12 protein-coding genes are annotated in these 13,061 nt (G+C 41.2%); all 12 read right to left on the bottom strand.

The features are described from left to right. Window positions 1–1,199: G5 domain-containing protein (locus tag HMPREF1115_RS03530; protein ID WP_000682655.1), on the bottom strand; the 1,199-nt coding region annotated here is incomplete at its 3' end. A 293-nt stretch (window positions 1,200–1,492) separates the two neighbouring features. Further along, window positions 1,493–4,285 carry an isoleucine--tRNA ligase gene (gene ileS / locus HMPREF1115_RS03525; protein ID WP_000768150.1) on the bottom strand — a complete coding sequence of 931 codons (2,793 nt, stop codon included), beginning with the start codon at window positions 4,283–4,285 and terminating at the stop codon, window positions 1,493–1,495. A 251-nt stretch (window positions 4,286–4,536) separates the two neighbouring features. Then, complete coding sequence (locus HMPREF1115_RS0102015) at window positions 4,537–5,331, bottom strand: DivIVA domain-containing protein (RefSeq protein WP_001123191.1); 795 nt, start codon at window positions 5,329–5,331, stop codon at window positions 4,537–4,539. A 16-nt stretch (window positions 5,332–5,347) separates the two neighbouring features. Further along, complete coding sequence (locus tag HMPREF1115_RS03520) at window positions 5,348–5,602, bottom strand: DivIVA domain-containing protein (RefSeq protein ID WP_000028988.1); 255 nt, start codon at window positions 5,600–5,602, stop codon at window positions 5,348–5,350. An 8-nt stretch (window positions 5,603–5,610) separates the two neighbouring features. After that, on the bottom strand, window positions 5,611–6,402 hold the full coding sequence (locus HMPREF1115_RS03515; RefSeq protein WP_000217812.1) for a YlmH family RNA-binding protein: 792 nt from the start codon (window positions 6,400–6,402) through the stop codon (window positions 5,611–5,613). After that, window positions 6,399–6,659 (bottom strand): YggT family protein, encoded by a 261-nt coding sequence (locus HMPREF1115_RS03510; protein WP_000576500.1) that lies wholly within the window; start codon window positions 6,657–6,659, stop codon window positions 6,399–6,401. The genes HMPREF1115_RS03515 and HMPREF1115_RS03510 overlap by 4 nt, the downstream gene beginning before the upstream one ends. After that, window positions 6,659–7,189 (bottom strand): cell division protein SepF, encoded by a 531-nt coding sequence (locus HMPREF1115_RS03505; RefSeq protein WP_000053371.1) that lies wholly within the window; start codon window positions 7,187–7,189, stop codon window positions 6,659–6,661. Before HMPREF1115_RS03505 ends, HMPREF1115_RS03510 begins: the two co-directional genes overlap by 1 nt. A 9-nt stretch (window positions 7,190–7,198) precedes the next feature. Then, complete coding sequence (locus HMPREF1115_RS03500; RefSeq protein WP_001049617.1) at window positions 7,199–7,870, bottom strand: YggS family pyridoxal phosphate-dependent enzyme; 672 nt, start codon at window positions 7,868–7,870, stop codon at window positions 7,199–7,201. A gap of 3 nt (window positions 7,871–7,873) precedes the next feature. Then, window positions 7,874–9,130: a cell division protein FtsZ gene (gene ftsZ, locus HMPREF1115_RS03495; protein ID WP_000144261.1), complete on the bottom strand. Its 1,257-nt coding sequence runs from the start codon at window positions 9,128–9,130 to the stop codon at window positions 7,874–7,876. A gap of 16 nt (window positions 9,131–9,146) precedes the next feature. After that, entirely contained in the window at window positions 9,147–10,517 is a 1,371-nt protein-coding gene (gene ftsA, locus HMPREF1115_RS03490) for a cell division protein FtsA (protein ID WP_000196346.1), read from the bottom strand. 236 nt (window positions 10,518–10,753) lie between these two features. Beyond that, complete coding sequence (locus tag HMPREF1115_RS03485) at window positions 10,754–11,458, bottom strand: YwaF family protein (RefSeq protein WP_001055268.1); 705 nt, start codon at window positions 11,456–11,458, stop codon at window positions 10,754–10,756. A gap of 190 nt (window positions 11,459–11,648) precedes the next feature. Beyond that, window positions 11,649–13,010, bottom strand: a complete 1,362-nt coding sequence (locus HMPREF1115_RS03480; protein WP_000778729.1) for a UDP-N-acetylmuramoyl-tripeptide--D-alanyl-D-alanine ligase — start codon at window positions 13,008–13,010, stop codon at window positions 11,649–11,651. Window positions 13,011–13,061: the final 51 nt, after the last annotated feature.

The following is a 13,061-nucleotide window of genomic DNA, read 5'->3' as shown; positions in this document are numbered from 1 at the left end:
GCTTCGTAAACTGGGGATGTCTCAGGATTTGTACCATATTCTGCCAATTCTGGAACTTCATGAACAGGCGCTGTTTCTGGAGTTGTGCCATATTCTGACAATTTCGGAACTTCGTGAACTGGAGTTTCTTTTGGTATCGAGTTAGTTGGAGCTGTTCCAACTAAAATAATTTCAGAAACAGGTTCAAGCGTCACTTGATCAGAAATCATTTCGCTTTTTACGATTTCTTGATTCTCACGATAATGACGAGTCACAACTGTACGTTGACCTCGAACACCTGATTGTATGACTTTTGATTGACCTTGAACCAAGTCATCTGAATACTGGTATTGGGTCTGATAAGGGAGATCTTGAACCGACTTTTGTTCACTAATTTTTAATTCTGGCAATTCATGAACTGCCCCAAGGCGAGCGAGTTCTCTCTCCTTAGTAGCGATAGCTTCTCTATCTTGCTCTGTCAGACCGTCTTCCTTATCCGAAACAATCTCTTTTGTATTCGGATTTGTTTCACTCGGTTTAAGTTCACTTCCCTTCTCTTTCTCCAAGTCCAGTGTCGGATTTTCCTTCTGAGCAGAATGAGCTAAACGACTATCATTTTGTTCTTCATTCTTTAAGTAACCTATATAGTCGTAACCGTCAATTTTCAATGGCGCTGGAAGAGATTCTCCAAGACCCAAGTTAAGACTTTGATTATATGCAGCGAGTTCAATATTCGTCACCGCCAAGACCGTTGGAGATAGCAGCATGGATCCCATTCCAGTTACCAACAAGATTGAAGATAAATACCTCTTCCCATTTCTGCCTCTAACAACTACAAGTACTAGTAATGCAAGACCCATCGCTGTAAAAGTTGATTCCCAAAGGCCGGAGTGACCTGTCTTAGGCAATACTCCAGATGAATCCCCTTGAGTAGTCGGACGATAAACTAAATAATAGGTCTCTGAAGCATCCTCAACATACTTTGGAATCTCCCTTATCAAGGCACTCTTCTCTGCCTCCGCCAATTCAGACTCCACTACGTAGTGGTATTTGACCTGAGCAGACTGCTGACTTTGAATTTCTGCTGCCTTTACAGAAGTCAAGTCCCCAGTTATTTGCCCACTCAAAAAGAAGCTTCCAATAGTCGCCGAAACGAGCCCAACGGACAACTTGCGGAAAGAAAAGCGCTGTCGTTTTTCTCCATAAAACTGATGTTTCATTCTCAAAATTTCCTCTTCAATATGTTATTCAATCCTTTCTATTCTACCTGATTTCACTTGATTATTCAAATTATTTGTCGTGATTTTTAGAAGCAACACATGCTTTTGAAAAGTACCAAAACACGACCTCCCTTTTTGAAAAAATCTCAAAAATCAACTTAAAACTCTTCCTAAAAATGTTAGATTTACCCCCTTTGTCCTAAACTTTTTCCAGCAAAAAAGAGAGAAATGACTTCCTCTCTTTTTCATTTTCATCTCATCTTAAACTATGAGAAGACATATTTCTAATCTGATTATTTCGCTTCAAATCCTTCTGCGACTGCATCCGCAAAGTTTTCTTCTACAATGCTTGCACAGTGGTCACAGATGACTGCGTGGTAGCTACGTTCTGCAGTAGTTGGATCGATACGACGGCAACGGTCACAAACTTCACCTGCAGCACGTTCAACTGTGAAGGCAACATCCTCAAAGCTAACTGCGCCTTCTGGAGCTGTACCTTCAGCGATGGTCAATTCTGACACGATCAAAAGTTGAGCCACATTGCTATCTACTGCTCCAAGAAGAGTTTTCACCACTTCATTTGGATAAACTGTCAAGTGTGCTTCAAGTGATTTACCGATTACTTTTGCATTACGAGCTTCTTCCAAGGCTTTTTGGGCTTGTCCACGGAAGTCCATGAAAGCTGCCCATGTATCCAAGATTTCTTCTTGGTTAGCAAAGGTTTGAGCTTCTGGTAATTCTGACAATTGAACGAAGTCTTCAGCTTCAAACTCAAGATATGACCAGATTTCCTCTGCTGTGTGAGGAAGGATTGGTGTCAAGAGTTTAGTGATTTTCACAAGAATGTCATAGAAGACAGTCTGCATTTGACGACGTTCCAGTGATTTGGCACCTTCGATGTAAACAACGTCTTTAGCAAAATCAAGGTAGAAGGCTGACAAATCAACGTTGATAAAGTTCACCAAGGCCTTGTAAATTGTCAAGAATTCAAAGTTTGCATAAGCATCACGAATAGTCTTCACAAGCTGGTTAAAGCGGATGGTCATGTACTTATCAACGGAACGAAGCTCATCGTAAGCCACTGCGTCTTGAGCTGGGTTAAAGTCAGATGTGTTAGCGATCAAAAAGCGAAGAGTGTTACGGATCTTACGGTAAGTTTCAGAGACTTGGCTCAAGATATCCATAGAGATACGTACGTCGTTACTTGAGTCCACACTTGTTACCCAGAGACGCAAGATTTCCGCACCAAATTGTTTTTCAACATCACTTGGAGCAATGGTATTCCCAAGGGATTTAGACATCTTCTCACCTTTACCATCAAGGGCAAATCCTTGTGACAAGATTTGTTTGTAAGGAGCAACGCCATGGTTAGCAACAGATGTGATAAGTGATGAGTTGAACCAACCACGGTACTGGTCAGAACCTTCAAGGTATAGATCTGCTGGGTATTTAAGTTCTGGACGGTTGACCACCACTCCATTCCATGATGAACCTGAGTCAAACCATACGTCCATGATATCTGTTTCTTTCTTGAACTCGCCATTTGGTGAACCTGGATGAGTAAATCCTTCTGGCAAGAGGTCCTTAGCATCACGTTCCCACCAGATGATAGAACCGTGTTCCTCAAAGAGTTGAGCTACATGTTCAATCGTTTCAGCTGTCATGATTGGCGTTCCGTCTTCAGCATAGAAGATAGGAAGGGGAACTCCCCAAGCACGTTGACGAGAGATTACCCAGTCACCACGGTCACGAATCATGTTGTAAAGACGCACTTTACCCCATTCTGAGTGGAACTTCACTTTTTCAATTTCATCCAAGATTTCTTGGCGGAATTTAGATACAGAGGCAAACCATTGTGGAACAGCACGCCAGATGATTGGTTTTTTCGTACGCCAGTCAAATGGGTATGAGTGAGAGATTTCTTCTTGAGCAAGGAGCAAATCGCCCAGTTTTTCGATAACAGTCGGCACAACCTTGTCATAGAACTGACCCGCAAATTCAGGACCAGCATTTTCCATCATAATACCGCGTTCGTTAACTGTTACAGCAACTTCAAGGCCGTTGGCAACACCGACATTGTAGTCGTCCTCACCAAAACCAGGGGCTGTATGGACAATACCTGTACCAGAGTCAGTCGTAACGTGGTCACCAAGGATCACCAACTCATCTACAGCTGTATCCCATGGGTGGACTGTTACGATGTGATTCAATTCTTGACCACGATAGGTCGCCAAGACTTGGACATCAGTCCAATCAAACTTTTCAGACAAACTAGCCAACAATTCTGAAGCAACCACAAACTTACGAGTTTCACCAGCTGGTTGAACGACCACGTAATCAATATCCGCTCCAACTGTCAATCCACGAGAAGCAGTGATGGTGAATGGAGTTGTTGTCCAAACAACGATATACGTATCTGTATCGAGGACACCTTTACCATCTTTGACACGGTTAGCATAGTAAAGGGAAGTTGAAAGCAAGTCATGGTATTCAATTTCTGCTTCTGCAAGAGCTGACTCAGATGACCATGACCAGTAAACTGGCTTGGCCCCACGATAGATGTAGCCTTTCTTAGCCATTTCACCAAAGACACGGATTTGAGCTGCTTCATAGTCAGGAGTCAAGGTTACATAAGGATTTTCCCAGTCACCAGAAACCCCCAAACGTTTAAAGTCTTCTCTTTGTTTATCTACTTGAGAAAGAGCATACTCACGGCAAAGTTTCAAGTACTCAACTAAGTCCATTTCTTTACGCTTCACGCCTTGTTTTGCCAAGACTTGCTCGATTGGCAAACCATGAGTGTCCCAACCTGGGATATAAGGTGCATAGAAACCTGACATAGACTTCGAACGAACAATGATATCTTTGGAGATCTTGTTCATAGCGTGTCCAACGTGGATATTTCCGTTTGCATACGGAGGTCCATCATGCAAGGTGAAATGTGGTTTCCCTTGGTTCAATTCTTGACGACGTTGGTAAAGCTTTGCTTCTTCCCATTCTTTTTGCCAAACTGGTTCTTTGGTTGGAAGACCAGCACGCATAGGAAAGTCTGTTTTCCCTAGATTGAGGGTTTCTTTAAGTTTCATTGTTACTCCTTTAATTTAAACTGACAAAATAAAAACCACGATTCGCAAAAAGGACGAAAATCGTGGTACCACCTTTGTTCGAAAAAAGACAGGGTCTCTTTTCCTCTTTTCCCGTAACGTGGGGGACGCCTAGTCTTACTGCTTTCAGACTAGATTGCTTGAGAGGATAATCTAACCACTAGGGATTGCAGGACTCTCACCATCTCCCGCTCGCTGAAAATATAGTTGGTTGGATCTTGTTCTCACATTTTTTATAGGATAAGAACAGATTCTTTATTTGCATCGTTCTCAGTTGCTGCAGTAGTTTCTACTTCAACTGACTCTTCATGCTGGTCACTTTCTTCTGTCTGTTGGTTTTGTTGAGCTTCAAACTCAGCCAATTCTTTATTGCCAGCCTCGATACGAGCTTGCAATTCAGCAACCTCTTCTGGTGTGAATTGACGAGTCATATCAATAGGCTCTTCCTCTGGTTGTAAAGATACAGTTTCACCAAGAACTTCACCCACCACTTCTTTAAAGGCTTCATCACTTGTCTGAAGGTAAGTAGCTGTTGGGCGAAGAATATCTTCCCAATCAGATGACTCGACAATAGCCAATTGACTTTCAATCGTAGACTTGAGGCGTTGATGGAATACACGGCTCTTGTTCTTCAACTCTTCAGTCTCAACAGCCACTCTCTTCGCATTATCTGTTGCCTGACGGAGAATTTCATTTGCCTTGTATTTCGCTTCTTCAAGCAAACGTTGAGCGTCTTGTTCAGCTTGTTGAATAATATTATTTGAACGTTCTTGAGCAGCTTGTTTGACACGCTCAGCAGTATCTTGAGCAATCAGAACTGACTGACTCAAGGAATCCTTCATCTCATCAAAGTAAGACAAACGTTCTTCCAAACTCTTGATGTGTGTCTCTTTATCGTGATTGCTACGAACCAAGTCTTCGTAGTCACGAACAACGATATCCAGAAATTCATCTACTTCTTCTGGGTCAAAACCTCTAAATCTTGTACCAAAGGTTTTATCTTTAATTTCTAATGATGTAATTGGCATACTTTTCCTCACTTACTTAATAAAAAATAGAATCATTAATTGCTTCTGGTTCTTGCTCGCTTGTTACTGTTCTCTTAGGAATATCATTCGTATAATAGGAAAGACGTTCTTCTAGTTTTTTGATATAGAGTTCAGTTTCATCTTTGTATCGAATCATCTCCTCTAATTCAAAGTAAATCTTATCTAGAAAGAGGTCAACTTCTTCCTGATTGTAGCCTCTGAATGTTCTTGAGAAAGCTTTATCACTTATTTCTTGTGGTGTAATCGACATATTTTTTCTCACTTGCTTAAAAGTAGCCGGACTGTTAGTTTTTTCTTATCCTTTTTGGTCTGACCATTGTCTTTGACAACTTTCAAACGACCAAACTTTCTCACACTGATCAAATCTCCAACTGCGACCTGGTAATCAGTTTTTTCAACCACATGATAATTTACCTGGACAGATTTTTTCTCAATCAGTTGACTAGTTTGATTTCTAGATAATTTCAAGGCACTTGATAAGAGGGCATCCAATCGAAAACTCGAAACTAAAATTTCTCGTTCTCTATAATCAATTTTAGACAAAATCCTATCGGTAAAAGGACATTCCTCCAGCGATACAGGAAGTCTGCCAATCTTTCTTATTCCATCCTGAAAAAGAGGAATGAAATCACGATTGACAAAAATCTGTGCTCTCTTTTCATCTACCAAGATATCACCAAATAATTTACGGTCAATTCCTAGCTGGTTGATGATTGTTCCCAATATTTTTCCATGACTCAGTTGTTCAAACTTACTCGGATAACAAATTTCCAACAAGGCCATTTCAAAGTCTGACATCTCCGGTTCAAAGTAATCTGGATAGAGAAGAACTCGAACCGACTCTGTCGGAAGAAAATCACCACTACTTTGGCAACCCAGTCCATATGTCCCAGCTAGCACCCTCAAGATCTGTTCCTGATGGGGATTGATAAAAGGAGTAAGTACAGGCGCATAGGTATCTTCTACCCGCTTGATCCACTCTAAACCCTTATCAATAAAAGGAATATCATCTTGGGAAAAATGCTGATAAATGGCTCGATTTACTGTCATAGTAATAGGACTAGTCGTGTTAAGATATTTCCAACAAACTGAATCAGAATCAGCGCCGCCCAAACCGTAAAATCAAGACCAGCAAATTGTAGATTGAGCTTACGAAGTGGCTCAATAACTGGGCGAGCAAGTCTGATAACTAAGCGACCTAGCTGACTTTCATAGGCATTTGGAAACCATGAAAGCAGAGCAAATGCAACGAGAATGATGGAATAAATGCTAACCGCATTTTGGATTAAACGGATTAAGAAAATCATTATCTTGCTCTATTTCGTTTAATATCAAAACCAAACTCAGTGCTTTGTGATTCGTCTGGAAGTTTGATATCTTCAATATTCACGATAACGTTGACAGGAGTCAATAGATACATCGTACTCGCAACTTTTTTCATGTTTCCAGCCAAGACATGACGGGCTCCATCCAAGTAATCAAGGCAACGACGGGCTTGAACCTCTGTCATATATTGGAAATCAATCAAAATACTTTCATTTCCAGCCAACAAATCTACAATTTCAGTTGCATCTTCATATTTTCTTGGATAGCGAACGTCAATTGTCACTTTCTCATCTGAACGATGGCTTTGCATCGCCAATTCTTGCTGACGCGCATGAAGACGAGTAATATTTGCATCTTTTGCTGATCCTGACTGAGCAGGTGCTGGTAATTCTTTAGAAGTTGAGATGGCTGGGCTAACTGTTTCCTCTTGTTGAGTCTGGTAGTTAGTCGTTTCTTCTCCGTCTTCTGTAAAATAATCTATAAATTTATCGAATCTATCTTTTAAAGACATAGCTCTCTCCTATTTAAAAAATGCTGTACCGATTCGAACAAAGGTTGAGCCGAACTGAATCGCTTCTTTAAAATCACGACTCATTCCCATGCTTAGCTCCGTCATCGGCATATTAGGGATTTGTTTTTCTCTAATTTCTGCTTGCAGAGCCTGCGTATCCTTGAAAATTTCTTTCAATTCATCACTGTCTGCCTCAAAAGGAGCCATGGTCATTAAACCAACATACTCAATCTGATCTAACTTAGCCAATTCTGGCAAAAGTTCTAGCAATTCTTCTTTTGAAAACCCATGCTTGCTTTCTTCCCCAGAAATATTGACCTGCAAGAAACACTTGATAACATGATCTGTTCTCTTTTGAATTTCCTGGGCTAACTTTAGGGAGTCTAAAGCATGAAAGTAATCCACATATGGGATTACTTCTTTCACTTTCCGTCTCTGTAGTGTTCCTATTAAATGCCAAGTAACTGGGTAATCTTTCAAGGCCTGATATTGTTCTAAAAATTTATCGACTCGATTTTCACCTATATGACGGACACCAAGCGGAAGCAAGGCTTCCGCTGTTTGTACATCTACATACTTTGTCACTGCGATTACTGAAACAGCATCTAGAGCACGGTTGGCTTCTTGACTAGCATCAGCTATTTGCTGAAAAACTAATTCAGTATTTTTTTTCAAATTCATTGATTAACGATTTTTGAAGAATGGAGGTGTATCCAATTCATCTTCATCTTGTGAAACTGGTGTTTCAAAGCGTTCTACCGGTGAAACAACTGGATCTGTTTGGCGAACAATTGACTCACGACGCAAGTCCCAGTCTCCAAAAGCAGATGCTTGGTTTGTTTCAAAGCGACGAGGGCTTGATTTAGGCAATTCTGCTGTCTCTTCCAAGTCGAATTGACGGTCAAATGTGTGCGCTTGTGGAGCTTTAGTTGATGGACGTCCAACTGGTTGGTTGTTACGAGCTCCAACTACTTTTTCCACTCGCTCTTGACGAACACCTGTCGCTACAACTGTAACACGGATTTCATCCTTCATGCTTTCATCAATTGATGTTCCAAGCCAGATGTTTACACCTTGGCCAGCTGCTTGATTGACGATTTCTGAAGCTTCTTCTGCTTCAATCAAAGTCAAGTCAAGACCACCAGTAACGTTGACGATGACATCCTCTGCCCCATCGATAGTTGTTTCAAGAAGTGGAGAGTAAATTGCTTTACGAGCCGCTTCAACAACGCGCTCTTCACCACTACCGATACCGATACCCATAAGGGCATTCCCTTTGTTTGCCATTACAGTTTTCACGTCAGCAAAGTCAAGGTTAATCAATCCTGGGTTCGTGATCAAGTCAGTGATCCCTTGAACACCTTGGCGAAGGACATTATCTGCTTCGCTAAGAGCTTCAAGAAGTGGCGTTTTCTTGTCAACAATTTCAAGCAAGTTGTTGTTTGAGATAATCAACAAAGTATCAACATGCTCGCGAAGTTCGTTGATTCCTTCTACAGCGTACTGACCACGTTTGCTTCCTTCAAATCCGAAAGGACGAGTCACAACACCAACTGTAAGGGCACCAAGATCTTTAGCAATACGTGCGATAACAGGGGCTGCACCTGTACCAGATCCACCACCCATACCAGCAGTGATAAAGACCATGTCTGCCCCAGTGATAGCTTCCGTCAAAGCTTCTTCACTTTCTTCTGCAGCTTTACGTCCAACTTCTGGACGACCTCCAGCACCCAAACCACGAGTCAATTTTGGACCAAGTTGGATAACGGTTTCTGCTTTCGTACTGCTAAGAGCTTGTACATCAGTGTTGGCTGCGATAAATTCTACACCAGCAACACCTTCGTCAACCATGCGGTTGATGGCGTTACCACCACCACCACCGACACCAATTACCTTAATAACTGCGCCTTGAGCTGCTGCTGTATCAAATGAAAATGTCATAATTTCTTATCCTCTTTTATTCATCAAACATGCTTCCGATCAAACCACGGAAACGTTCTGTTAGCTTCGGTTTACTTTGAGAACTTGCTTGGAATTCTTCCTTGGGAGCAACTGGAGCTTCCTGCACAGTTTCAGCTGGAGCTGTTTGTGCTGGACTTGGTTGCGCTACTGGATTCAAACGTTGATTTGGAATGCCAAAGTTGATTGGTTTTTGACGAAGGAATTCATCTCCTTTAACTGCTTTTTGAGCAAGAAGATTGACTTCAGTCAATTTACCAGCAAACTCAGACAAGCTAATCACGTGAGCAAATGCAGGGTTGCGAATTCCAACTTGATTTGGTACATAAAGTTTTACGCGAACACCAAATACTTCTTGGGCTAATTCAACAATTCCTGGTAAAATTGCATTTCCACCGATAAGGACGATACCTCCTGGCAAATCCAACAAGTGTCTTCTTTCCAACTCTTGTTTGATTTGGTCAAAGATATGTTTGATGCGTGCTGAGATAATCTCTGCCAAGTAGCTTTCTGTTACTTCAACAGGTTCTACTTCACCAATTACTTCAACTTGGAAAGTTTCGTTACTTGCAAGTGGAACGTAAGCTTCACCATAGTTCAGTTTCAAACTTTCTGCAATTTTTTGAGATGTTTTCAAGACTTTAGAAATGTCTTTAGTAACGTAATCTCCACCTTCTTGGTAGATGTTAGTGAACTGCAATTCTTGGTTGCGGATAGTCGCTACAGTAGTCTGACCTCCACCCATGTCAATGACAGTTGCACCAAATTCACGTTCGCCTTCATTAAGAACTGAGTTCACAATCGCCAATGGTGAAATAATCACATTATCAACATGAATACCTACACGCTCAACTGTCTTACGAAGATTGTGTAGAATCGTACGAGGACCTGTGTAAAGCAGACCACGCATTTCCAAGCGAACACCCATCATACCACGAGGGTCACGGATCCCTTGGAAACCGTCCACGATGAATTCTTCTGGAATAAAGGTAATCACTTCACGATCAGGAGTCATGCTCTTAGTCAAAGCTGATTTGACAACATTTTCAACATCTTGATCCGTGATTTCTTTGGTATCTGAAGTTACAGGAATCATTCCTTGTGTTGGTTCAACCTGCAAGAGGTTTGCTGGAAGGCCAACGTTAACAGACTTAATAGAAATACCAGCTTTCTCTTCCGCCTGTGTGATTGCGGATTTGATTGCTGAAGCAGCTGCTTCAATATCAACAATAATTCCGTCTTTTACACCTTTACTTTTGGCATTGCTAACACCAATTACATTTACTTCACCATCTCTATGCTCAGCTACTAGCACTTTAATCGAGCTAGTTCCGATATCTAAGCCTGTAAAAAAACCATCTCTAGTCATTACATCGCATCCTCTCTGTCTTCCAAGTTTCTCACTTCTATTTAATAACTATGTTTGGGCATAGCTATTCAAAGAATATTATAACACAAAAAATCCAATCGTGCTTAGTTTTTGATAAAATTCCTGCATGTTTTTTGAGAAAATTCTAGAAAAATTCTTCTTCTAAGAGATTATTTGAAGTTAACGTTCACAATTTCCTTTCTGTTTCTTAAAAATCCAAAAAAGAGAAGATCATTTTAGATCTTCTCTTGAATAAATTCTTCCGATTTTTGTTGTAAAAAATTTTCTACTAATTTCCCTGTTAAGCGAATTGCTATCACGATAACAGTCGAAACAATGAGATAATTTAAGGGCTGGCCAAAACTTCCAACAAGTGGTGGTTTGTTTAAAAATCCATAATCTCCACCTACAACTAAGTTAACAACCCATATCAAGCCATTTAAGGCGAAGGTAATCACCGCCACATTCTTCAAATCAAGAAGGGAAGGTTGATAGTTTCTAAACAAGTATAGGAGCGCATTTCCTAAAAGGGCAACATGTCCGATAATGAAGGACAAAATGGTCACGTGTGGAAATGGGTAGGGATCAAAAAGTGGGTAAGCTAGTGCTGCTGTTGCTCCAAAAGTTCCTAAAAGGGCGAAGTACTGTTTGTACTTGGATGTTCCTGGAATCAAGAGCATCACAAACATGGCGATACGGCAATGATAGAAGGGTAAACTTTCTGATAGGGGCATGAGATTGCCCCAATACCAGCTATACAAAACAATCAGTTGAACAGACTGAAGGATCTGAATAAAACGCTGGTAAGCTACTTTGTCGCGAAAACGATAAGAAGCATAGAAAGTAAGAGCCAATAAACATAACAAACCAATGTACCAGTGAAGTTCAAACTGGGGCGGTTCTGATATCTGTGTGGTAAATAATTTATCCCACAAATTCATATTCTATTCCTCGTTCATCTAGCTAGAGGCAGTAAAAAATTCACTTTCTCCAGCTTTTAAATTTTTTGAAAAAACTTGATTCTATGACATACATAGAACACTTGCGTCTTAAATTCGCAACCTATTATATCATTTGTATTGCAGAAATGCACTGATTTGAAATCTACAGTTTCATATGGAAATCACTAAACTACATTAGGTTTTCTACCAACTTGGCTAGATTCATAGAGTTAGAGCCTTTGAGCAAGATTTGGTCATTGGCACTGAGGCTTTCCTTGACTTGCTTTACTAGGTCTTCAAATTGGTCCTCGTCGGCTGTTTTCTTGAAGTAGAAAACGTGGCCGATTGGGAACATTTGACTAGCAAGTTGGGCCAATTCGGCAATGTCTTCTCCATAGAAAATAACGGTATCCAGCACATCTGGCGATAGGCTCAAAATCATCTGGTTATGGAGCTGAACAGACTGGTCACCAAGTTCCTTCATGTCTGCTAAGACAGCGATTTTCTTGCCCCCTTCATTAGCTGGAATGACAGAGAATGTCTCCAAAATCAACTTCATAGCAGTTGGATTGGCATTGTATACGTCAGACAGAATATCCGCTCCATTGGCTGCCTTCTTCCACTCAGTACGATTGCGGGTCAATTCTAGGTTCTGAAAGGCCTGACGAATTTGCTCCTCTGAAACTCCTTCTTGTAGAGCCACATACGCAGCAATCATAGCATTGGTGGCATTGTACTTACCTGTCACTGGCAAATCGAGGGCTTGCTCCAAAAAATTCGCCTTAAAGGTCAGACTATCCTTGCGCTCAATCAAGTCTGTGATTTCCAGCTCAGCTCCTTGCCCAAAACGGACCACTTTTTTATCTGTAGGCAAGTAGTCCTCTACAATCGGGTCAGCTGGTGCCAAAAGCAAAGAACCTGGTGCCATACCATCAGCAATTTGCATTTTTCCTTTAGCAATCTCTGAACGGTCTTTGAAAAAGGCTAAATGAGCCTCTCCAACCAAGGTCACAATGGCTGTTTTTGGATGGGCCAATTCTGACAAGAGATGGATATCTCCCAAGTGATCCTGCCCCATCTCCAAGACCAACTTTTCTGTTCCTTCAGGCATGTGGAGAACTGTGTAAGGAAGGCCAATCTCGTTATTGTAGTTTCCTTGTGTTTTGTAGGTTTTGTAGGTTGTTGAAAGCAAGTGCGCCAACATATCCTTAGTGGTTGTCTTGCCATTTGAACCCGTAACCGCAAAGACATCAACAGCCGTTTTTTCAAGATAGTAGGCAGCTAGTTGTTGAAAGGCAGTCAACACATCATCTACTACAATGTAAGGATGATTTGCGACCTCTTTCTCAGACAAGGTTACTGCTGCACCATTTTCAAAAGCTGTTTCGATAAAGTCATGACCATCACGCGCACCTTTGAGTGGCACAAACAAATCACCTGTCCCAATCAAACGACTGTCAAACTCAGCTTTTTCTAACTGAGCATCCGCAAAAAGACTAACATCATTTTTAGCTCCGACAGCTTGGGCAACTTCATGGATTGTTAATTTCATTTCTACTCCTTTAAAAAGGGTTGAAGTCCGAGAACTCTAGTCACCATGCAG

This window comes from Streptococcus oralis SK610, assembly GCF_000257455.1.
Taxonomy (GTDB): Bacteria; Bacillota; Bacilli; order Lactobacillales; family Streptococcaceae; genus Streptococcus; species Streptococcus oralis_CB.
This window is presented reverse-complemented; position numbering and strand designations above follow the sequence as displayed.